The 21,587-nt window shown below is 44.4% G+C and carries 21 protein-coding genes and 1 pseudogene; 5 read left to right on the forward strand and 17 right to left on the reverse strand.

All coding sequences use genetic code 11. The features are described from left to right. Nucleotides 1–447 (forward strand): transposase (locus BCT34_RS04535; RefSeq protein ID WP_157936596.1); only part of this gene is annotated, 447 nt, incomplete at its 5' end. Nucleotides 448–520: 73 nt separating this feature from the next. On the opposite strand, the gene BCT34_RS04540 is transcribed toward BCT34_RS04535, so the two are convergent. From BCT34_RS04540 to BCT34_RS04575, 8 genes are all read right to left on the reverse strand, one after another. After that, the gene (locus tag BCT34_RS04540; protein ID WP_076657351.1) at nucleotides 521–2,254 is read right to left on the reverse strand and encodes a sodium/solute symporter; all 1,734 of its coding nucleotides are present in this window, start codon (nucleotides 2,252–2,254) and stop codon (nucleotides 521–523) included. Next, entirely contained in the window at nucleotides 2,247–3,242 is a 996-nt protein-coding gene (locus BCT34_RS04545) for an ester cyclase (protein WP_076657350.1), read from the reverse strand. Before BCT34_RS04545 ends, BCT34_RS04540 begins: the two co-directional genes overlap by 8 nt. Before the next feature lie 17 nt (nucleotides 3,243–3,259). Continuing rightward, entirely contained in the window at nucleotides 3,260–4,234 is a 975-nt protein-coding gene (locus tag BCT34_RS04550; RefSeq protein ID WP_076657349.1) for a polyketide cyclase, read from the reverse strand. Nucleotides 4,235–4,747: 513 nt separating this feature from the next. After that, a complete protein-coding gene (locus BCT34_RS04555; RefSeq protein ID WP_102300410.1) occupies nucleotides 4,748–6,028 on the reverse strand; it encodes a TRAP transporter large permease in 1,281 nt (426 codons plus the stop codon). Continuing rightward, the gene (locus BCT34_RS04560) at nucleotides 6,025–6,588 is read right to left on the reverse strand and encodes a TRAP transporter small permease (RefSeq protein WP_076657347.1); all 564 of its coding nucleotides are present in this window, start codon (nucleotides 6,586–6,588) and stop codon (nucleotides 6,025–6,027) included. The genes BCT34_RS04555 and BCT34_RS04560 overlap by 4 nt, the downstream gene beginning before the upstream one ends. Nucleotides 6,589–6,733: 145 nt before the next feature. Continuing rightward, nucleotides 6,734–7,729 (reverse strand): TRAP transporter substrate-binding protein, encoded by a 996-nt coding sequence (locus tag BCT34_RS04565; RefSeq protein ID WP_076657346.1) that lies wholly within the window; start codon nucleotides 7,727–7,729, stop codon nucleotides 6,734–6,736. 294 nt (nucleotides 7,730–8,023) lie between these two features. Continuing rightward, nucleotides 8,024–8,989, reverse strand: a complete 966-nt coding sequence (locus tag BCT34_RS04570) for a substrate-binding domain-containing protein (RefSeq protein ID WP_076657345.1) — start codon at nucleotides 8,987–8,989, stop codon at nucleotides 8,024–8,026. A 139-nt stretch (nucleotides 8,990–9,128) separates the two neighbouring features. Further along, entirely contained in the window at nucleotides 9,129–9,878 is a 750-nt protein-coding gene (locus BCT34_RS04575; RefSeq protein WP_076657344.1) for an aldolase/citrate lyase family protein, read from the reverse strand. 341 nt (nucleotides 9,879–10,219) lie between these two features. On the opposite strand from BCT34_RS04575, the gene hisD reads away from it, so the two are divergent. Genes hisD through BCT34_RS04595 form a run of 4 tightly spaced genes read left to right on the forward strand, consistent with a single transcriptional unit; the run spans nucleotide 10,220 to nucleotide 13,986 of the window. Continuing rightward, nucleotides 10,220–11,512 (forward strand): histidinol dehydrogenase, encoded by a 1,293-nt coding sequence (hisD, locus tag BCT34_RS04580; protein ID WP_076657343.1) that lies wholly within the window; start codon nucleotides 10,220–10,222, stop codon nucleotides 11,510–11,512. 1 nt (nucleotide 11,513) lies between these two features. Next, nucleotides 11,514–12,245, forward strand: coding sequence for an SDR family oxidoreductase (locus tag BCT34_RS04585; protein WP_076657342.1), 732 nt, complete (start codon nucleotides 11,514–11,516; stop codon nucleotides 12,243–12,245). Between the two features lie 17 nt (nucleotides 12,246–12,262). Further along, nucleotides 12,263–13,267, forward strand: coding sequence for a cupin domain-containing protein (locus BCT34_RS04590; RefSeq protein WP_076657341.1), 1,005 nt, complete (start codon nucleotides 12,263–12,265; stop codon nucleotides 13,265–13,267). Beyond that, on the forward strand, nucleotides 13,267–13,986 hold the full coding sequence (locus BCT34_RS04595; RefSeq protein ID WP_083702869.1) for an alpha/beta hydrolase: 720 nt from the start codon (nucleotides 13,267–13,269) through the stop codon (nucleotides 13,984–13,986). Before BCT34_RS04590 ends, BCT34_RS04595 begins: the two co-directional genes overlap by 1 nt. A gap of 143 nt (nucleotides 13,987–14,129) precedes the next feature. Here the strand turns inward: BCT34_RS04595 and BCT34_RS04600 are convergent. The 9 genes and pseudogenes from BCT34_RS04600 to BCT34_RS04640 all read right to left on the reverse strand — a co-directional run bounded on the left by BCT34_RS04600 (nucleotide 14,130) and on the right by BCT34_RS04640 (nucleotide 21,029). Continuing rightward, nucleotides 14,130–14,573, reverse strand: a pseudogene (locus BCT34_RS04600) (F0F1 ATP synthase subunit epsilon). A 14-nt stretch (nucleotides 14,574–14,587) separates the two neighbouring features. Next, nucleotides 14,588–15,973, reverse strand: coding sequence for a F0F1 ATP synthase subunit beta (gene atpD / locus BCT34_RS04605; protein ID WP_076657339.1), 1,386 nt, complete (start codon nucleotides 15,971–15,973; stop codon nucleotides 14,588–14,590). 44 nt (nucleotides 15,974–16,017) lie between these two features. Continuing rightward, entirely contained in the window at nucleotides 16,018–16,887 is an 870-nt protein-coding gene (gene atpG, locus BCT34_RS04610) for a F0F1 ATP synthase subunit gamma (protein WP_076657338.1), read from the reverse strand. Nucleotides 16,888–16,933: 46 nt separating this feature from the next. Beyond that, nucleotides 16,934–18,475: a F0F1 ATP synthase subunit alpha gene (gene atpA, locus BCT34_RS04615; RefSeq protein WP_076657337.1), complete on the reverse strand. Its 1,542-nt coding sequence runs from the start codon at nucleotides 18,473–18,475 to the stop codon at nucleotides 16,934–16,936. Between the two features lie 9 nt (nucleotides 18,476–18,484). After that, nucleotides 18,485–19,036 carry a F0F1 ATP synthase subunit delta gene (locus BCT34_RS04620; protein WP_076657336.1) on the reverse strand — a complete coding sequence of 184 codons (552 nt, stop codon included), beginning with the start codon at nucleotides 19,034–19,036 and terminating at the stop codon, nucleotides 18,485–18,487. An 11-nt stretch (nucleotides 19,037–19,047) separates the two neighbouring features. Continuing rightward, on the reverse strand, nucleotides 19,048–19,518 hold the full coding sequence (locus BCT34_RS04625; RefSeq protein ID WP_017068483.1) for a F0F1 ATP synthase subunit B: 471 nt from the start codon (nucleotides 19,516–19,518) through the stop codon (nucleotides 19,048–19,050). Between the two features lie 54 nt (nucleotides 19,519–19,572). After that, nucleotides 19,573–19,809 (reverse strand): F0F1 ATP synthase subunit C, encoded by a 237-nt coding sequence (gene atpE / locus BCT34_RS04630; protein ID WP_004730405.1) that lies wholly within the window; start codon nucleotides 19,807–19,809, stop codon nucleotides 19,573–19,575. Nucleotides 19,810–19,855: 46 nt separating this feature from the next. Beyond that, the gene (gene atpB / locus BCT34_RS04635) at nucleotides 19,856–20,626 is read right to left on the reverse strand and encodes a F0F1 ATP synthase subunit A (RefSeq protein WP_076657335.1); all 771 of its coding nucleotides are present in this window, start codon (nucleotides 20,624–20,626) and stop codon (nucleotides 19,856–19,858) included. A gap of 1 nt (nucleotide 20,627) precedes the next feature. Then, nucleotides 20,628–21,029, reverse strand: coding sequence for a hypothetical protein (locus BCT34_RS04640; protein ID WP_076657334.1), 402 nt, complete (start codon nucleotides 21,027–21,029; stop codon nucleotides 20,628–20,630). Nucleotides 21,030–21,587: the final 558 nt, after the last annotated feature.

Below are 21,587 nucleotides of genomic sequence, written 5' to 3' on the forward strand. Positions count from 1 at the left end.
ACTTCACTTACAGACCCTAGCAAATACTCGCTAGAAAGCCTGCTGCGTGTTTATTGGCAACGCTGGGAGATTGAAGAGGGTTATGGTGAAATTAAACAGACTCAACTGCAGAGTCACGTCACTTTACGAAGTCGTTTTTCTGCCGGTGTGAAGCAAGAGCTTTGGGGCGTATTACTTGCCTATAACTTAGTGCGATTAGAGATGGTTAAGATAGCTTCAGAAGCCGGGGTTCGAGCGACTAGGGTCAGTTTTACCGCCGCAATTAACCTTATTGATGCGCAATTACGTTGGTTAGCTTTAAGTCCAGACGGAACTCTACCTGTAAAACTGAAAAGGATGAGAGACAGTTTGAGTCACTTCATTCTTCCAGATAAAAGGAAGGACCGAACGTTTCCACGTTCAGTCCTCTTTGTCCCAGCCAAATATCCGTTCAGGTTCAAGCAATAATGCTTATCCGAACGGCATTACACTGTGATAGTGAGCCTTTTTCGTTGTAGCTAGGTTGAGTTTGAGGAGAACCTTAGCTGACTTGTTCTACTTCATTTGACTGCTTTGAGCGCTTGAATGAATAAATCACATAACCGATGACGCATGCAGCAACAATAACAGAGCAGACTCGGATAAAGTTAATCAACATAGGTGCGTTCTCTATGAACTCGTTAATCCCCCAAAGTAGAACGAGTGAGAACACAAACATGACGAGTAATCCCCAACAAGGCGCATCGATTTTACCCGGCACAACATACCAACCATCTTCTTTGATTGGCTTGTTCAAACGCGCATACTCTGCTTGCTGCCCTTTGACTGTATAAAGGTGCATTTCTGTCTGTTTGCCAGTTAATAGCAAGCTTGCTGCATAGGCGACAATCGCATTGACGAAAACACCGATTACACAGTACCAAGGCCAAGCGATATCAGTCGCTACTGCTACATACCAGATTGCTAAGAAGCTTGCTGCGACACCAATTAATAGTCCTTTTTCTGTAATATGTTTGGAGTAGAAACCAAGCACGAACATACAGAAGTTTGCACCGACAAAATAGGAACCCGCTTTACTCAATATTTCTAAAACTGAGCCTGTGCTGGTTGCAAACATGAAGGCTGGAATGATGATACATAGCGCCCACATAACCGTGAAGAAACGCGATGCTTTGAGGTAATGTTCCTCTGATTCGTTTTTCTTGTAAAAGCGCTTATAGAAGTCAGTAACAGAGACGGTAGCCATAGAGTTAAAAGCGGAGTCTAGGCTCGACATACTTGCTGCAAGAATCGCCGCCGCGATGATTCCCATCAGCCCGGGCATACCATATTCGCTGGCATAGTGCAGGATAATGGTATTGCCATTCTCAAACTCTTTACCATCGTAGTAAGCGTTAAATAATACGCCTAACAGAATGAATACGAAGTAGATGAAGAAAGCAACGTAACCCATCATTAGCATCGCTTTTTTCGCATCACCCATATTTTTAGCCGCCATACAGCGTTGAACCATCATTTGGTTGCCGCCATACACAGTAGTGTGGAACATTGTCATTGCGATAACGCCAGCCCATACAGTGGTAACTTGGCTTAAATCTAAATTGGTTTGCAGTGCATTGGTCATGCCTTCTGACTTAAGGTTTTGCATCACTTCAGTCATTGGTTGTGGCATGCCATTCCAAACGGCTTCGATGATGATGAATGCCCCAAGAAACAGAATGACAGCTTGAATGACATCAGTCCAAATAACGGCGGCAATTCCCCCCATCACGGTATAGATCAGCGCGATAACAGTAACAATGACGATGCAGTAAGTAACGTCGATACCGGTAATGAACTCGAGGATTAATGAGGTCGCGTATAAGACCGCAGCTGAGCTTATCGCCTGTTTAATTAAGAAAATCAAAGACAGAGTGATACGCGAGGCTTTACCAAAGCGTCGTTCTTGGTATTCATAAATTGAAGTGAGACCGTTGTTGTAGAAAAACGGCATAAACACAGCAACGATAAAGAAGATCACCAAAGGGTAGTTTAGGTGGATAGCGATCACCGACAAGCCTTCTTTGTAAGACCAAGCCGGCCCGCCCAAGAAAGACATCGCACTGACATAGGTACACACAACAGAAATACCGATGGCCCACCATGGAATATTTCTATCGCCTAATGCAAATTGGCTGGCGGAAGTGACACGTCTACCAACGAGTGCCCCCATAACTAAAGTAAGGACGATATAAGTACCAAGAATTGTCCAGTTTAATGCTCCAAACTCATACATGCTCACGTCCTTTTAATTGTTCTTCCATTTGCCCAAACAGATCGAAACCAAGCTGTTTTAAGATGTGTGCGATATCGATAGCGACCCAGTTCTCCTTGAGTAGTTCGCCTTTTCGTCGCCAGATATCCATAACGCGAAGTTCAATGTGCTTGCCTGTCGGTGCTAACCCTAACCAGCCGCTGCTGCCAGTGTGTGTACCGTGCATGTGTGGCCAACCACCCGTGGATACGTAGTCATTTTTGGACAAAATATTGAGCTCAATATCGACACTTCGATCAGGGAAGGCAAATACAAATGGCCCTTGATGGTGGTCGCGGAAACCTTGGATACCACGTGTCGTACCAATACCAGCAGGTCCGTACCACATAAAGTCGTCATGCCAGTAGTTTTCTAGATCCATTGAATCAAGACGTTTACCATCAAATCGACCTAAGCAAGCCAACATATCTAGCACTAGCTTTTGGCTTTTCTCACTCTCTTGTGCTGCGATGCTACCTGTCTGTATTCCGTCTTGAGTTGCCGGGGCAGGGACTAATCCAGCGTGGCCTAAGCTCTTGCGTAACGGATTAACGCCAGCTTGGTTCATTGCGTCAATAAAATCAGGGATTAAATAAGATTCCGTAATTTGACCCTCTTGGATGCAAACCATTTCTGTGTAGCGTAAATACAGCGTTTTACCTGTTGCTGGGATACCAAATAACGGCTTTGCAAATGTGCCGACAAAATAACCCGTAGAGTTTACCCAAGTGCGGCCTTCGTATTCACCTTGCATAGTGATTGAAGGGCGTCGTTCAACATCAGGTAGCGAGTTTACTAGCGGTAATAGAAACGCTTGCTCAGTCGCATCGACACCAGAGACGTCGTTAATCGGGTGAGCGACACACCATTTAACGTCAGCATTTAGCATCTCTTGGGCTACTTGAGTCCTTTCTGATGAGTGAGCGTTAAAATAGGTTTTGTAGAAATTGTCTATCAAGCTGTTCAACATAATACTTCCTTATATAGTTAACCGATTTGGATTAAAATCTGTTTCCAGACAGCACTTTCATCAAGTAGCGTAAACTCTCTGCGTAGACCCCAAGGTCCAAATTCAGCATGGCTAATTCCCATGATGTAAACGTCTTTTCCTGTAGGCTTTCCAAACATACCGTAGCCTTCATGCTTGCCTTGTAACGACCAACGAATCGCAGCACGCGGTGACATCATTTCGTCATTGCGACCAATACGGTGGTGAATTTTGAACTCAGCGTTTGGAAATGAAGAGCGCAACGACATCCAAAACTGGTCGATTTCATTATGAGAGAGCGCAGTTTGACCACCCGTGTATTCACCGATACAAGCTCGGTCATACTCTTTTGGTATTACAGAGAACTCAGCACTCATTACACGGCGCAGTATGTCTTCATAACGCTGACCGTACTCATCGTCGTTACCTACGCCAAGGTAAGGGCCTTGTATATCGACTTGGGGAGTGAAAGGGTATGAGCATTGTTCAACGCCACCCTCTATTTCGATTTGTTGACGCGCGTACTCTTCTGACGTCATACCGAGTTGGTTTGAAATCGCAGCGATGTCTCGGATCATCCACTCGTCATTGATTTGGTTATTGATGGCATGGCAGTCAGCGATAATTCGAAACTTAAGTGTTTTATTCGTGGCTTTGCCAAACACGCCATCGTTAGTGTGCGTTGCTGTTGAAATGATTCGATGTGATGACAGCATGCCTTGTTCAGGAGTCCCTGACCAAATAACATCTTCACCCAATAAGGTGCGGTTTGGGAACTCGGCTAGTGTGCCCATGGTCGCGCTGATGACCTGTTCGTTTCCCTTTGTGATAGATAGTGGTGTACGGACGATAATGTCAGGTGAGTAATAGTTATGTAGGGTAATTAGGCCTCGATTTTCCCAAATCTCTTTAGTGATGCCTAATATGTAGTCTGGAAACTCTTGCCATTTAGAATCAAAGCCAACCATAGCCATTAATCACCTCCTGATGCGTCATAAAATTAGTTATTGGATTATTTTTGGTTACGTATCCAATATTGCCTTTTGTTATCACTGTGTCAATGAGGTGTTTTGCATATGTTTCTTTATTGTGGGTTGGATCTGTTTTTTAACATCTCTCCAAAGAGGTTCCTCTTAAAACTAATTGAGTAAAAGTCCACTATTCATCGAGTGTATATGAATGACTTGATTGTGTTTTAAGTTAGTGTGTTTTTATTTAAGTTATTGTATTTATACAGTATTAAGTTTTCATGAAGAAGTGAGTATTAAATCAGAGAATGCTTTATGACGATCTATTAAATCGAAATTATGACGAGAGGAAATTTAGAGTAATGATTCTTATACGAGGGGGTCTTGCTTGAATTGTTAATTTTTTGTATGGATTTATTTAACTATTGATGAATGCGCATGCAACAATAAGTTTGGGAATGGTTGGATTGAAAAAGCCACTCAAAGGTGAATATCAAGTGGCTTTGTTCATGAGAGCGCTTAAGACAATAACTCTGGAAGATACAGTGATATCGCTGGGATAAAGGTAATGATCATCAAAGCGACGAGCATGGCACCAATCCAGCCTAAAATCGCACGAGATAGCGACTCAATTGGCACATTACCTACTTGGCTGGCCATAAATAGGTTGGCGCCGAGTGGGGGAGTAACAAACCCGATGGCTAGGTTGACGATCATCACGATACCAAAATGAATCGGGTCCATTCCTAATGCAGTCACGATGGGCAGCAAGATTGGAGTTAAGATAACAATCGCCGCTAATGTCTCCATGAATGTACCAACAATGAGTAGCAATGCGGTGATACATAACAAGATGAGCAGTTTGTTTTCCGTAATAGAGAGAATGAACTGTGCGATTTCAGTTGGCAGACGTTCAAGCGTTAAGATTCGACCAAAGGTGACTGAAGCGCCCACAATCACAAGCACTGCACCCACCAATAGCGAAGATTCTAAAATGATCTTCACGACCTTTTTGTAATCCAGCTCTTTGTAAACAAACATGCCGAAAAACAAGCCGTACAACACGCCAATCGCTGCTGATTCTGTTGGTGTGAATACACCAGAGTAGATGCCGCCAAGAATGATGACGGGTAATAGCATTGCCCAAATCGCTTCTTTAAGTGCCGCCAGTCTCTCAGGCCATGTTGCTTTCTTGTCGTTACCTTTGTAGCCACGGATTTTAGATACGATCAAACAGTAACCGATAAGGACCAAACCAACTACAAGCCCAGGTACGATACCCGCCATAAACATTTTGGTGACGGATACTTCGGCAGTAATGGCGTACACGATCATCACAACAGACGGTGGAATGATCACGCCGATACCGCCAGAAGAGGCGATCAAGGCGCCTGCAAAGCTGCGGTCGTAGCCTTTCTTAACCATAGACGGAATCATTGTTAAGCCAATAGCCGCAACGGTTGCTGAACCTGTACCAGAGATGGAGGCAAAGAACATACATGCAACGATAGCGACAATCCCTAAGCCACCAGTGAAGTGACCAAAGAAGACCTCAGCTACATGTAAAAGGCGTTTTGATATACCGCCTTGGCTCATTAGGTTGCCAGCCAATGTGAAGAGTACAACGGCCAATAGAGGGAAAGAGTCTAGGCCTGTGACTAAGCCCTGTACTAGAAATTCGATATTTAAAAAGGGCAGGCTCAAGATGGCCAGCATGCTGGCGCCTGCGAGTGCGATACCTACGGGAACGCCAATAAGAAGCAGTAATCCGAAACTGCCAAATAACAATGCAGAGGTCATAAGCTTAACTCCAACAAGCGATTAGATGTGCGGTGTTTTGCTTTCAAGTGACGGTAACGATGCTGCGTTAGTCGAACAGGCTTTGGCGAGTAAGCAATAATTGAAATGCGCTTATTGATGCTAACGACAAGGCGAATTGCACTGAGTACGGCACAAACAAGTACAGAGGCGTATAGGCATGCAATTGGGATTTCCATTGCTGGAGCGATTTGGCCCAGTTTCAAACTTCGACCAATCACTTTGAAACCAAACCACGCTACGGTGCAGCTGAAGGCAAGGTAGATAAGATCAGAAAGGATCAAAGTGTAGTGAGTTAGATTACCAGGTAGTTTGTCGATGAATAGGCGAATGCGAATATGTCGATCATCACGAATACAGTAGCTGATGCTTAAGTACATCGCCCAAACGAAAAGGTAGCGGGCAAGTTCTTCTGCCCAAGCAATTGAAGCGTCGAATAGGCGCAATGCTATCTGTAAACAGAGTAGCGCGGTCATCAACGAGATAGAAAGTACGATCAGTGTTGGTTCGAAGTATCGGTCGAACAGGCGAAACCATTTCATACGTAACTCCAAAGAGTGTTGAAAAGGGCAGTGAATGCCAATGAATGAACAGCATCTCAGCCTTAAAGCTTGACCCTAAGGTGAAGCCTCAAAGCCTGAGTCAATAACGGGCACCCATGAAGGGCTAACAGTCGTGATAGGTGAATTAGAGTTGCTCTATTTCTGTGATCACACTGTCGAAGAGTTCTTCACCGGTTTTGCTACGCAGTTCTTGGTAAACCGCGGCATTCATTTTTTCTTTCATCTGAGCACGTACGTCAGTAGGCACTACGTTTACTGTCATGCCTTTCGCCTCAAGTTCTTTGATGACTTCTTGGTTCTGTTTCGCCGCCAGATCACGCTGGACCGCGATGGTTTCTTGGCTTACTTCATTGATTAGAGCCTGTTGATCGCTTGGTAGAGCGTCCCAGAACTCCTTGTTCATGAATAGCACGTAGTTCGTGTAAATATGGTTGGTTAGCGATAAGTACTCTTGTGCTTCATAAAAACGCTCGGCGTAAATTGAGTAAACTGCACTTTCTTGTGAATTGATTAAGCCTTGTTGTAGTGAAGTGAAGATCTCACCCCAAGAGAGTGGTGTAGGCGCTGTACCTACCGATTTCCAAGCACTGATTTGTGTTGGGTTAGACGCTGAACGAATCTTTAAGCTATTCAAGTCTTCAATATTTTCAATTGGTTGCTTGTTGTTGGTGATGCTACGGAAGCCAACTTCCATAAAGCCTAAGCCATGAAAGCCCTTTGATTCCATTGACGTTAACAGTGGTTTGCCGATCTTATCGCTGTCTAACGCTTTATGAGCTTGTTCTTCATCTTCAAAAAGGTAAAAAACATCAAGCACGTTGAACTCAGGTACGTATGGTGATAGCAATACAGAGGCACCGAATGTCATCTGTAAGTTGCCTTGTTGAACGAGCTCTGTGGTTTCACGAACATCACCCAGTTGTCTTGCTGGGTAGATCTCCACTTCAAGCTCTCGATTTGAACGAGCTTCAAGCTCTTTTTCAAAATGAAGCATTGCTTTGTGAACCGGTGATGTTTCTTGGCTATCGTGAGCAAGACGAATCACATTGCTTGCAAAGGTATTCATGCTAGATAGCGTTAAGCCGAGGGCAGTAATCGAGGTAAAGATTGCGCGTTTCATTGTTCTTCCTTGTTCATCACATGGCTTTTATGTGCATTCATTTGAGCCATGTTGTTCAGTGGGTTATTTATCCGCACTTCATATCCTAATTTTGCATACGAACCCAAAATATAAACACAGAGCTAACAAGTCAATAACAATTAGGGCGATTTGATAATGAAGTTTATGTGAATCGGTGAATTTCTAGGCGAGATCACAGAAAAAAGCCCCAATGTGAAATTAGGGCTTTTAGTCTAAAATTGGCGGAGTTAGATGGCAGGTTTACAGCAAACTTGTGAAAGAGGAGAAAGCAGCTTAAGAGATTTTAGCTGTACTCCCTCGTTCTATAATGGTGCCGGATTCGAGTAGGTATTCACCTTTAGCATCTACGTTGTCGTTTATCCGTTGCATTAAGTCTTCGACGGCACTTTTTACGATTTTATCGATAGGTTGAGCGATGGTAGTGAGGTCATAGCTTGGCCAAGCAGCCATTGGGATATCATCCACTCCCATCACAGCAAAGTCTTGAGGGATACGGCATCCGAGCTTTCTTAAGCCATCCATAACGCCCATAGCTAAGATATCATTGGCACAGAACACGGCGTCAGGCTTTGAGGTGTGTTCCATTAACTCTTTGGCAGCTTCTAACCCAGCTTCGAAACTGTATTTAGCGTTTATGTAGATAGGTGAAGCCGCTTCACGCATTTTGGCTGTTTCAGAAAAGCCAGACCAACGTTTATCACTGGTCATTGAGCCTGCGTCACCACTCACGTAAGCCAGCTGTTTGTAACCCTTATCAAGCAAGTAGTCGGCCGCTTGTGTGCCTGCTTGTTGGTTATCTAAGCCTGCACTGTTCGCATTAATGCTTTCTGTATAGCGGTTGATGAGGCTTAAGTGAACACCAAACTTTTCACACTGTGCGAACGCACGAGAGGTGAGACGGCTGGTGGCTATGATCAAGCCATCAACTTGGTATTCAATGGCTCTTGAAATCGCAAGGTCTAAGTCGTCTTTGTCGATAGGGCAAAGCACGACTTGACCGCCACGCTTTTGAATTTCCATCGCCAGAGCACGAGATTGCAAGTCGTACATTGGGTTTGATTCGCTATCAAGTGCGATCGCGACCAGTCCTGAACGATTGGAAATAAGGCTGCGAGCGATCGCATTTGGCGTATAGCCAAGCTTAGTTGCTGCATCCATCACCATTTTTCGTTTCTTCTCACTGATACTTGCAGTAGGGCTAAATGCCCGAGAAACGGTTGATTGAGATACGCCGAGCATTTTGGCGACATCAATAGAAGTAACTTTCGCTTTTATGGTGAATCTCCTTATAACGCGATAAATCCAAGCGCAATGACACATTTAATGAGTCTGGTTTGATAATTACAATACGTGTAACCGTTGAAATCACAAACAAAAATTATGAATTCATGACGGCTTGCTCATTTCGAAAGCCATCAATGATCATTTTGTGTTCAGAACCGACGCAAAAGAAGCTAACGCCGAGCTCTTTCCAGTGACGCGCTGCTTGGGCATTGGCAACGAACATACCGACAGGTTTTTTGGCTTTCTGTGCTGCTTCAATGACTTTGATACTTGCTTCGCGCACACACTCTTCATTTACATTTGATGCACCGTAAGATACCGCCAAATCAACTTGACCGATAAAGAGTGCATCGATGCCTTCAACCTTCGCTATCGACTCTGCATTTACCACACCCTCTGGATCTTCAATCTGAGCAATCACAACCGTGTTGTTCTGGCTGTCTTTTAGGTGGTTGGCCATCGGTTTGGTTGCGTATTTTGCCGCGCGGCTTGAGCCTGCATAGCCTCGACCACCTTCACCATAATGAGACATCTTCACTAACTTTTCTGCTTGCTCAGCACTGCATACGTGTGGGATCTGGATTCCTGTCGCTCCGCAATCTAACGCATTCAAAATGGTCGATGGCTGGCTATCTTGAACTCGAACTATGCAAGGGAGCTGATTAGCGCGCGCCGCAAGAGTACAGCTATCCAGTGTCGATCGATCAAAAGGGGCGTGTTCCGCATCTAGCACAACGAAAGGGAGTTCTGCCAACGCAAGCACTTCAATGATGTGCGGATGAGGGGTTTTGACAAAGGTTCCAAGCAGTTCGGTGTTGCTTAGTGTGTTCTTAAAGTTATTCATTAGTTTTTATTCTCCATTACTTTTCGCTTGATTTTGCAAAGGTATGCAAAACTTAACATGTGTCGTTGTAAAAAAAGAGTAAAAACAATGTGATCAATGCAACATAAATTAACTGAATTTTAATCCAGCTGGCATCGTGACTAACCGCTTTTGAATGGTTTTATTATTTAAAACAATAGCTTGAGTTTAATTTTCTAAGCTGAGGAATGAATTTGCCAAGTGTTAAAAAAATGTTTATGTTTGTTTTGCATTCGTATCCAAAAGCATACAAAAACAAAAATAAACTCTGTTAAAACTACACATAAGCAAACACTAGGCATACGCCACAAGGAGAATTAAGCATGGCTCGCATTCTAAAACACGGCATCACTGAAGAAGCATCAGCATCAAACAACGCGCAAGTACGTCAAACGGTTGAGAACATTCTTTCTGACATCGAAAAGAAAGGTGACAGTGCAGTACGTGAGCTTTCAGAAAAATTTGATAACTGGTCTCCGGAGCAGTTTCGCTTAACAGATGATCAAATTCAGGCTTGTGTGGACGCATTGGACGAATCTACTAAGCACGACATTGAATTTGCACAAACACAGGTTCGCAACTTCGCTCAGATCCAACGTGACTCAATGCATGATGTAGAAGTAGAGACCATGCCAGGTGTTGTACTAGGCCACAAAAACGTGCCAGTAAACAGTGTTGGTTGTTACATCCCAGGTGGTAAGTACCCACTGGTTGCATCAGCGCACATGAGTGTTCTTACTGCGAAAGTGGCAGGCGTGAAGCGTGTGATTGCATGTGCACCTCCTTTTAACGGTCAACCAAATGTGGCGATTGTTGCGGCAATGGCGATGGCTGGTGCAGATGAGATTTACTGTTTTGGTGGCGTACAAGCGGTAGGTGCAATGGCTCTTGGTACTGAAACGATTGCTCCAGTCGATATGATCGTTGGCCCTGGTAACGCATTTGTTGCAGAGGCTAAACGTCAGCTGTTTGGTCGTGTTGGTATCGACTTGTTTGCTGGCCCAACAGAGACGCTTGTGATTGCGGACGAAGAGGGATGTGACCCTGAATTAGCGGCTGCAGACTTACTTGGTCAAGCTGAGCACGGATACAACTCTCCAGCAGTACTGTTAACCAATAGCGAAACTTTTGCAGAAAAGACAGTAAAAGAGATTGAGCGTCAGCTAACGATTCTTCCTACTGCTGAAGTGGCAGGTAAGGCTTGGGAAAACTACGGTCAAGTTATTGTGTGTGATAGCTACGAAGAGATGGTTGAAGTGGCAGATGATATTGCTTCTGAACACGTACAAGTAATGACAAAAGATCCTAAGTACTTCCTAGATAACATGACTAACTACGGTGCGTTGTTCTTAGGTCGTGAGACAAACGTTTCTTACGGTGATAAGTGTATCGGTACTAACCATACACTGCCAACAAACAAAGCTGCGCGTTACACCGGCGGTCTATGGGTTGGTAAATTCATTAAAACATGTACTTACCAGCGCGTAACTGAAGCGGCTTCACTAAAAGTCGGTGAGTACTGTTCACGTCTATGTGCACTAGAAGGTTTCGCTGGTCACAAAGAGCAAGCAGACATTCGTGTACGTCGCTACAAAGAAAAATCGGTAGAGGCATAACATGACAAAACTCGCCTTAGTTACAGGCGGCAGTGGCGGCATCGGTGCCGCCATATGTCACAAATTAGCGCAATCTGGCTATCGTGTTGTCTTTACCTACAACAGTAATGAGGTTGCGGCACAACAGATCTTGGACTGCTTGCAGGGTTCAGGTCATGCCATGTATCAACTGAATGTTGAAGACAGTTCTGCGATTGGCGCATTAGCGGACCAAGTTAAAGAGTCGTCGGACTCGTTAGATTTGCTAGTGAACTGTGCAGGTATGACAAAGTTTGTCGCGCACAACGATTTAGCATCATTGAATGATGAGTTGATAGACAAGATTTTCCGCGTAAACGTTCGCGCTCCATTTGCGATGGTTCGTGCGTTTGAACCTTTACTTCGCAGCGCTAAGGGTTGCGTAGTGAACATCACCTCGATTGCAGCGCAAACGGCAATGGGCAGTAACGTGGCGTATTGTGCGAGCAAGTCGGCGGTTGAAAACATGACACGTTCATTAGGGCGTGCTTTATCTCCAGATATTCGAGTGCTTGCTGTTGCCCCTGGCTTAGTGGATACCGAATTTGTAAAAGGGTTAGATGATGAATGGCGCAATGCACAAGAGCAATCGACACCGCTGAAACGATTAGCGAGTGACGAAGAGGTTGCCAACGCCGTTTATGCAGCCGCAGAGCTACTGACATTTTCAACCGGTAACACCATCGCTGTCGATGGTGGAAGACCGCTAGGTTAGGTAAGAAGGAATTTAGAATGACCCTACAAAATACAATCAATAACAATCTCGTTCGTTACATGGAGCTTATTCCAGGCACAAGTGCTTTCATTGATGCACGTACACCGGGAAGCGACCTAAAAGACAACTTCTGTATCATTGGTGCTGGTGTGGCTGAAAGCAGCCGTCAACATGTTCATATCCGTGAAACAGCAGGCTTTAACATTGGTGCAGCAGGTCAGCCTCCGGGCATCAAGAACTCTCTGCACTCTCATCATACTGCTGAGCTATTCGTGGTCTTTAAAGGTCAGTTTAGATTCTATTGGGGTAACGAAGGTGAACACGAAGCGGTATTGTCGCACGGTGATGTTATCTCTATTCCTACCAACCTGTTCCGTGGCTTTGAGGTAGTAGGGCGTGATTACGGCTTTATGTACTCTGTGTTAGGTGGCGATAACTCGGGTGGTGGTGTGGTTTGGCACCCAAGCGTGATTACAGACAGCCAAGGCTACGGTTTATATCTAAAAGCAGACGGTACATTGGTTGATACAATTGACGGTGATACAGTGCCAAATCAATCTGATCTGATGCCGCTGTTATCGGAAGAAGAGCTGAGCAAGTTCGATACCTACACGGCTGAGCAGATGATGCCTTTCGTAGCATTGAAAAAGGATTACCGAGAAATCTCTGGTGATTTTGATAAGGCTGGCGTTAAACAGTTTGCATTAACGGGTCACCCATCTGCGAGCTATGACTTCCAAGTTAAGAGTGTTGATGACGTGAGTATCATGGCGTACGAGTTAACGGAAGGTGCGAGCATTCCTGTTCACCAACGTGACGAAAAGCAGGTGTTGATTAACTTTGAAGGCGATACCTTGCTTAACCTAGTGAAAGATGGCGAACAAGCTCAACTCGTGTTGACGACTGGCGACGTATTTAGTGTACCAGCAGGTGCATCGTACAGCCTTGAGAACCTAAGAGGCACGAGCTTCACCTACGTGGTATTGGGTTCTGACCAACCACAAACACTGCAGGGCAACTAATGATGAAACCAGAAGTACCACTGCTATGGTTACCTGGTTTGTTATGTGATGAAGCGTTGTTTCAAGACGTCAATAAAGAGCTGCCCGATTGGGTGGTTCCTTTTACTTGTGACTTGGGAGCCGACACATCCATGCAAGCTTTAGCGAGTAAGGTGCTCGATAGCGCCCCGGAAAGTTTCGTGCTTGGCGGTTTATCTATGGGCGGCATTCTTGCGTTTGAAGTCTTTAGGCAAGCTCCTGAGCGAGTGAAAGGCTTGATCTTAATGGACACCAATTCTGCAGATGAAAAGCCAGAGGTGTCGGAGAAAAGAAACGCTTTAGTCGATAAAGCCAAAGCAGGGGAGTTTGAGTCAATAACGCCTGATATTTTAATGCCAGTGCTTATTCATCCGAATCAGTTAGCAAATCAAGAGCTGACTCAAAGAATCACGCAAATGGCGAACAATATTGGCCTTGAAAGGTTTGAGGCTCACGCTCAAGCATTGGCGAGTCGTCCTGATGCAAGACCACTACTGGCCGATATTCAGGTTCCAACATTGATCATTACCGGGAAAGATGACCTGCTATGTCCAATCGATAATCACCTGTTAATGGCAAAACACATCAAGCAGGTATCACTTCATGTCATCCCTGACTGTGGACACTTATCGACAATGGAGCAACCTAAGATCGTTGCGCAGCATATTCGTAGCTGGTTAGAGTCAGTAAGATTAGGTTGATATCGCGGGCGGTGAAGTAGGGGATATGAATGTTAGAAGATGCTTACTTGGAAGGGCTTATTCGACTGAAGTGACCTTAATGTAGTCTACCCACTTAAATCATATTTAAGTGGGTAGACTATTTACATATCGACGTTCAGTTCTCAGTGTCTAGTGCGAGAAGACGTCAGTTCTGATGCACGTAACTGAGCAACGGCTTTCGCCAATTCAAGCTGAGCCTGTGCAAAGTTAATGTCTATGTTGCCCTTGTTGATGTTCTCTAGGGCTGCATATTTCGCTTCTTCTGCGCGAGCGCGGTCAATGTCTTTACCATGCAAGGCCGTGTCGGCTAATAACGTAACAACATCCGGCTGAACTTCCAGCATCCCACCAGAGACATACAGTACTTGGCCTTCTGATTTAGGGTCTGTGACAAACACCGTTACGCCCGGCTTTATTTTACTGAGAAGTGGTGAGTGACCGGGGCGGATCCCCAGTTAACCGTCAGTGCCAGAAACGGCTAGGGCATATGCTGGACCTGAAAACAGCGTACCTTCTGCACTTACAATATTCAGTTGAAATGTATTGTCTGTCATTCCGATAGCCATAATCCACCTACCTCTTAAAGTGATTTTGCTTTTTCAAGCACTTCGTCGATAGAGCCACAGTACAAGAATGCTTGCTCTGGGATATCGTCATATTCACCGCTTAACAGACCTTTGAAGCCTCTTAGTGTTTCGCTTAGTGGCACAAAGACACCTTTTTGGCCGGTAAACACTTCAGCTACGTGGTAAGGCTGAGTTAAGAAACGTTCAATCTTACGAGCACGAGATACGGTCTGTTTGTCTTCAGTCGACAGCTCATCCATACCAAGAATCGCAATGATGTCTTTTAGCTCTTTGTAGCGTTGCAGCGTTGTTTGTACTGTTTGTGCAATGTCGTAGTGCTCTTGACCAACCACAAGCGGGTCTAATTGGCGAGAGGTTGAATCCAATGGATCAATCGCAGGGTAGAGGCCCAATGCCGCAATATTACGAGACAGTACAACGGTCGCATCTAAGTGAGCAAAAGTTGTCGCTGGTGATGGATCGGTCAAGTCATCCGCAGGTACGTATACTGCTTGGATAGATGTGATAGAACCTTGTCTAGTTGAAGTGATACGCTCTTGAAGCACACCCATCTCTTCAGCTAGTGTTGGTTGGTAACCTACCGCTGAAGGCATACGGCCTAACAGTGCTGATACCTCGGTCCCTGCAAGTGTGTAACGGTAAATGTTATCAATGAACAACAGTACGTCACGACCTTCATCACGGAAACGCTCAGCCATAGTAAGACCAGTTAGTGCAACACGTAGACGGTTTCCTGGTGGCTCGTTCATTTGGCCGTAAACCATGGCTACTTTGTCTAAAACGCCAGCTTCTTTCATCTCGTAGTAGAAATCGTTACCCTCACGAGTACGCTCACCTACACCGGTAAATACAGAAAGACCTGAGTGAGCTTTAGCGATGTTGTTGATAAGCTCCATCATGTTCACGGTCTTACCTACGCCAGCACCACCGAACAGACCAATTTTACCACCCTTAGCGAACGGGCAGATAAGGTCGATAACCTTAACACCTGTCTCTAAAAGCTCGGTGCTGTTTGCTTGTTCTTCATAAGAAGGTGCTTCACGGTGAATTTCGTAGTTTTCTTTCTGACCGATTTCACCACACTCATCGATAGGCTGACCAAGCACGTTCATGATACGGCCTAGTGTTTCTTCTCCCACAGGTACTGTGATTGGAGAGCCTGTGTTTTCAACCGTTAGACCGCGACGCAAGCCATCTGAAGTACCCATTGCGATACAACGAACGATATTGCTACCCAACTGTTGCTGTACTTCCAATACTAACGAGCTTGCTTCGTCGCTAGTCACTTTTAGTGCATCATAAACGCGTGGGCTGTTGCCGCCGCTGAACTCGACGTCAACCACCGCACCGATTACTTTAACTATTTTTCCAACACTCATTCTTAAATCCTCAAATTCTGTTCTTAACCCACTCTTGTCTGCCCTTAGACAGCTTGAGCACCTGAGACTATTTCACTCAGTTCTTGGGTAATGGCAGCCTGACGCGCCTTGTTGTACACCAACTGCAAATCATCAATGAGTTGGCCTGCGTTATCCGTCGCCGCTTTCATAGCGACCATTCGGGCTGCTTGCTCACAGGCAATGCTCTCTACGATGCCTTGATACACTTGTGATTCGATGTATCGATGTAACAGTTCTGAGAGTATGTCTTTGGGTGCTTGCTCATAGATGTAGTCCCAACGACGTGCTTTTTTAGGCTCACCACTTTCCTCAGTATCTGAAGGGTGGGGGAGCAACTGTAAGGTCGTTGGTGCTTGGACCATGGTGTTGACGAACTGGTTGTAAACGAGATACAAGCTATCGATTTTACCTTCGTCGTAATGCCCGAGCATCGCGTTCACCGTACCTAAGATGTCTTCTAACTTAGGGGTATCGCCAAGACCTGACGTTTGTGCAATAACGTTGCCGCCGCGTTGGAAGAACGAGATAGCCTTAGATCCCACTAAGGTTGTATCTACCTCGACTCCCTTGGTGCGCCATTGCTCCATTTCTTCTAACACTTTCTTGAACAAGTTTGAGTTCAAGCCACCACACAAGCCGCGATCGGACGAGATAATGATGTAAGCGACACGCTTAGGTTCTCGCTGTTGCAGGTAAGGGTGCTGGTATTCCAGTGAACCCGATGCAACATGAGAGATAACTTTACGCATGTTCTCGGCATAGGGCCGTGTGAGCGTCATGTTGTCTTGAACCTTGCGCATCTTACTTGCTGCAACCATTTCCATTGCACTGGTGATTTTCTGAGTGTTACTAACACTGGCTATCTTGGTGCGAATTTCTTTAGTACTTGCCATAATCTGCTCCTATTTGTTTTGATTTCCAGCTAACAAACCGGAGCGTTTACCAAGCCTTCAGCGCGACAAAGCCTTCTAAGATCTCTTTAAGAGCACCGTCGATTTTGTCGTTGTAATCGCCTGTCGCGTTAATTTTGTCAAACAATGCTGGGTTTTGACCTTTGGCGTAAGCGATCAGCTCTTCTTCAAAACGGGCAATGTTGCTCAGTTCAACACCGACCAAGTAGCCTTTCTCTGCTGCGTAAATAACCGTTGCTTGCTCTGCGACTGACATAGGAGAGTACTGTTTTTGCTTCATCAATTCGGTAACACGCTCACCATGGTCTAGCTGTTTACGCGTCATCTCATCTAGGTCAGAAGAGAACTGAGCAAATGCTGCTAGCTCGCGGTATTGAGCTAATGAGGTACGGATACCACCAGACAGCTTCTTGATGATTTTGCATTGCGCCGCACCACCCACACGAGATACCGAGATACCTGGGTCAACTGCAGGACGTAAGCCTGAGTTAAACAGTTGGGTTTGAAGGAAAACCTGACCATCGGTGATTGAGATTACGTTCGTTGGTACAAACGCCGACACGTCACCCGCTTGAGTTTCGATGATAGGAAGCGCTGTTAATGAGCCAGTTTGGCCTTTAACTTCACCGTTAGTGAACTTCTCTACATACTCTGCATTCACTCTTGCTGCACGTTCTAGAAGGCGTGAGTGAAGGTAAAATACGTCGCCAGGGAAGGCTTCACGACCCGGTGGACGTTTAAGTAGCAATGAAATTTGACGGTAAGCAACCGCTTGTTTTGATAGGTCATCATAGATGATCAGGGCATCTTCACCGCGGTCACGGAAGTATTCACCCATGGTGCAACCCGCATAAGGCGCTAGGTATTGAAGTGCTGCAGACTCTGATGCTGATGCCACAACTACGATGGTGTTTTTTAGTGCATCGTGGTCTTCGAGTTTACGAACAACGTTTGCGATAGTAGATGCTTTCTGGCCAATCGCGACATACACACATTTGATGCCAGAATCTTTCTGATTGATGATTGCATCGATAGCGAGCGCTGTTTTACCTGTTTGACGGTCACCGATGATAAGCTCACGTTGACCACGACCGATTGGCACCATGGTATCAACCGCTTTGTAGCCAGTTTGAATAGGTTGATCAACAGACTTACGTTCGATTACACCGGGTGCAATCACTTCTACAGGGTCGAGTCGGTCACAGCTTACTGGACCTTTGCCATCAATTGGCTCGCCTAGTGTGTTCACGACACGACCTAGAAGACCGTTGCCTACAGGCACTTCCAAGATACGGCCTGTGCCTTTCACTTTCATGCCTTCAGATAGGTCAGTGTAGGGGCCCATAACTACCGCGCCTACTGAGTGCGTGTCTAGGTTAAGCGCGAGAGCGTATTTACCACCTGGTAGCTCAATCATCTCGCCTTGCATCACATCAGCAAGGCCATTGATTGTGATGATGCCATCACGGACTGATACGATGGTGCCTTCGTTGCGAGCCTCGGTGCTCACATTAAATTTCGAGATGCGTTCTTTGATTAGATCGCTGATTTCATTTGAATTTAATTGCATAATTGTTACCTATCTCGCGTGAAGTTGATGAGCCAATCGGTCAATTGATGTGTTTAAAGAACCATCGATAACGGTTTCACCCGCCTTGATGACCATTCCACCCACTAACGTGTCATCAATAACCTGCTTCATTTCAACCTGACGCTCTAATTTCTTCTCAAGTGCAGCTGTTAATGACGTAACTTGATCTTGTGTCAGCATTTCTGAACTGGTGACAGTGACCGGCACTACACGTTCATGTTCGTCCTTTAGCTCGCAGAACAATTCAAACAGGTCTCTTAAAACAGAAAGGCGGCCGTTCTCGGCCAAGACGCGAATAAGATTAATGACGTGGTCATCAACGAGTCCTTGGCAAATGTGAATGATGAGATTAACCAGCTCTTCTGTTTGTTGTGCAGAAGCACCTTCTGCTGAAGATATCTGACTAGCGATCGTTTCTTCTTCCGCGACAGTCACAAGAATGGACAGCATTGATTGCCACTCTTGTAACTGGTTTTTACCTAAAGCAAATTCAAACGATGCTTTGGCGTAGGGATGAGCAATATTGGTGTAATCGGACATATTGCTGCTCCTTAGAGTTCGCTAATCATTTGGTCAACTAGCGCTCGGTTCGTTGCGGAATCTAGGTTTTTGCTAATCAATTTCTGTGCACTTTGAATCACTGCGTCTGCCATATCCGCCTGAAGTTCACGGCGGATCTTTTGACGTTCGCCTTCTAGCTCAGCTCTACCTTGTTCTAAGATGCGTGCCTTTTCTTGCTCGGCTTCTTGTTGCGCTAAGCTGATGATTTCATTGCGGCGTTTTCTGCCTTGTTCAATCAGTTCAGTCACATCTTTTCTTGCATCTTCGATGAGTTGCGCGCCATTTGATTTTGCTAGTTCTAGCTCTTTCGCAGCGTTCTCTGAGTGGCGTAAACCATCAGCGATTTCTTTTTGGCGCTCGTCTAACATCGCGGTGAGAGGGGGCCATACATATTTCATGCAGAGCCAAACAAAAATCACGAATGAGATTGCTTGTCCAAACATGCTTGCATTTAAGTTCATACCTTCCTCACTAAATCTTGATTATGTATAAATCGATCTTTTTAAAGCTGTTTGTTAAGCCACAGCGAAGATGATGTATAAACCGATACCAACACCGATCATCGGTACAGCATCCACAAGACCCATCATGATGAAGAATTGAGTACGAAGCATTGGAGTAAGATCTGGTTGACGCGCAACACCTTCAAGGTATTTACCTGCTAAGTTACCAATACCAGATGCTGCACCCGCCGCACCTAAACCGATCAGTAATGCACCCGCTACATATAAAACTGCGCTTACGATATCCATTTGTATCTCCGATAAATAATGTGTTAGTTAATTTTTTAATTATTAATTAGTGGTGTTCTTCTGTTGCCATTGCTAAATAAACAACGGTCAGTACCATAAATATAAATGCTTGTAAGAATACGATTAATATGTGGAATAAGGCCCATGGAACACTTAGTGCCCATTGCATCCACCAAGGCATTAGTGCGATAAGGATGAATATCATCTCGCCTGCATACATGTTTCCGAATAATCGTAAGCCTAGTGATATTGGCTTTGAAATTAATGTTATTAATTCAAGAACTAAGTTAACAGGATATAAAAGAGGGTTATCAAATGGCTGAGTAGTTAGCTCTTTGATAAAGCCTTTCAAACCTTTATTTTTAAACGTATAAGTTAACAGTAGAATAAACACACCAAGTGCCATCGACATAGGGATGTTTACGTCCGCTGTCGGTAGGTCCCTAAAGTGTCCTAAACCCATTACACGGGTTAACCCCGGTATTAAATCTATAGGTAATAGGTCAACTGCATTCATTAACAACACCCAAACAAAAGTGGTTAATGCCAGTGGCCCTATTAATTTATCCTCCGCTTGAAAAATCTCTTTGACTAGGTTGTTAACGAAATCAAAAATAAGCTCGATAAAGCATTGAAAACGACCTGGAACACCGCTAGTGCCGCGAGTTACCACATATCGAAACGCACCAATGAACAGTAAACCTGTAATCCAAGATATCAACATTGAGTCAATGTTGAACGCCCAGAAACCATCGCCTGTAGTTAAGAAGGTTAAATGATGCTCTATGTATTCGTGAGCGGTAGTGACTTGATCCATACTACACGTACTCCGATCTTGTAGAGGCAGTAATAAATGGTGTTAAGAAGTACCCAATCATTGTGAAAATGTACGCGTATAATATTACTGGGTTGTCCAATTTAAAAAATTGGAATGCCAGGATAAACATTAAGAACGTATAAGTTATTTTCACGACACGACTCATTTGCATTAATTCGCGTAAACTATAATTAGGATTCTTGCGCACCTTTAAGCTTGCATATATAAATCCAAACAGCGGTGGTAGCATCGCGATAACGACACCCAAAGCTGAAGACTCCATATCTACTTTATTACCTAAAAACACTTCATATAAAACTACACCGACGGCTAATACTATTTGGCAAAGAACAACTCTTTTAGCAGCAACAAGGATGTCGCTACTTATCCCGTTAAGCCTCATAATAAAACCTTATATTTAACAGTGTAAGTAAATATAAAACACAGTTTGAATATGTTTTGTTACTAGCACTTACTTGTTAATAGCAATTTGACTTGTTAATAAACCTTTACTTGTTAACAAAGAAATAATCTTTCTGGCTTTATATCTCCTGACGAAATTAAACGATAAAAACTAATTCGCTATCGTTCCGACAAAATATAAACTACGCCTAAAATTATGTGATCAAAACGACAAAAACCGACATCAATAATTCCATTTTTGAAATGAGTGTTTTTCATTTATGAAAGTAATAGTTGAATAACTTTATTCATGAAAATTTTAAATGCTTTATTTTCAGCGAAAAGGGGCGTTTTTGTGTGAAAATTTTAGACGCCAATTTGGCAAGTTACGATCTTATCAATTACGTATATTCAAACACTTAGCATCATTTATAAGTTGATTATTGAGTACAATTCTACAAGGGAATAAAGCCAGTTTTAGTCAGCGATGAAAGCCTTCGTGCATTGAGTGATTTATCTATACGGCGTTCTCTATCTGGAAGTGATTATTTTTCAAAAT

Origin of the sequence: Vibrio sp. 10N.261.45.E2, assembly GCF_002875705.1 — a bacterium.
GTDB lineage: Bacteria > Pseudomonadota > Gammaproteobacteria > Enterobacterales > Vibrionaceae > Vibrio.

Coding starts and splice junctions, on each gene's coding strand:
- BCT34_RS04575 (WP_076657344.1), bottom strand. CDS start 9,878: ATGAATAACTTTAAGAACACACTAAGCAACACCGAACTGCTTGGAACC.
- BCT34_RS04565 (WP_076657346.1), bottom strand. CDS start 7,729: ATGAAACGCGCAATCTTTACCTCGATTACTGCCCTCGGCTTAACGCTA.
- atpD (WP_076657339.1), bottom strand. CDS start 15,973: ATGAGTGTTGGAAAAATAGTTAAAGTAATCGGTGCGGTGGTTGACGTC.
- atpA (WP_076657337.1), bottom strand. CDS start 18,475: ATGCAATTAAATTCAAATGAAATCAGCGATCTAATCAAAGAACGCATC.
- BCT34_RS04585 (WP_076657342.1), top strand. CDS start 11,514: ATGACAAAACTCGCCTTAGTTACAGGCGGCAGTGGCGGCATCGGTGCC.
- BCT34_RS04570 (WP_076657345.1), bottom strand. CDS start 8,989: ATGCTCGGCGTATCTCAATCAACCGTTTCTCGGGCATTTAGCCCTACT.
- BCT34_RS04540 (WP_076657351.1), bottom strand. CDS start 2,254: ATGTATGAGTTTGGAGCATTAAACTGGACAATTCTTGGTACTTATATC.
- BCT34_RS04550 (WP_076657349.1), bottom strand. CDS start 4,234: ATGGCTATGGTTGGCTTTGATTCTAAATGGCAAGAGTTTCCAGACTAC.
- BCT34_RS04555 (WP_102300410.1), bottom strand. CDS start 6,028: ATGACCTCTGCATTGTTATTTGGCAGTTTCGGATTACTGCTTCTTATT.
- atpE (WP_004730405.1), bottom strand. CDS start 19,809: ATGGATATCGTAAGCGCAGTTTTATATGTAGCGGGTGCATTACTGATC.
- BCT34_RS04560 (WP_076657347.1), bottom strand. CDS start 6,588: ATGAAATGGTTTCGCCTGTTCGACCGATACTTCGAACCAACACTGATC.
- BCT34_RS04590 (WP_076657341.1), top strand. CDS start 12,263: ATGACCCTACAAAATACAATCAATAACAATCTCGTTCGTTACATGGAG.
- BCT34_RS04620 (WP_076657336.1), bottom strand. CDS start 19,036: ATGTCCGATTACACCAATATTGCTCATCCCTACGCCAAAGCATCGTTT.
- BCT34_RS04640 (WP_076657334.1), bottom strand. CDS start 21,029: ATGAGGCTTAACGGGATAAGTAGCGACATCCTTGTTGCTGCTAAAAGA.
- atpB (WP_076657335.1), bottom strand. CDS start 20,626: ATGGATCAAGTCACTACCGCTCACGAATACATAGAGCATCATTTAACC.
- BCT34_RS04545 (WP_076657350.1), bottom strand. CDS start 3,242: ATGTTGAACAGCTTGATAGACAATTTCTACAAAACCTATTTTAACGCT.
- hisD (WP_076657343.1), top strand. CDS start 10,220: ATGGCTCGCATTCTAAAACACGGCATCACTGAAGAAGCATCAGCATCA.
- BCT34_RS04625 (WP_017068483.1), bottom strand. CDS start 19,518: ATGAACTTAAATGCAAGCATGTTTGGACAAGCAATCTCATTCGTGATT.
- atpG (WP_076657338.1), bottom strand. CDS start 16,887: ATGGCAAGTACTAAAGAAATTCGCACCAAGATAGCCAGTGTTAGTAAC.
- BCT34_RS04595 (WP_083702869.1), top strand. CDS start 13,267: ATGATGAAACCAGAAGTACCACTGCTATGGTTACCTGGTTTGTTATGT.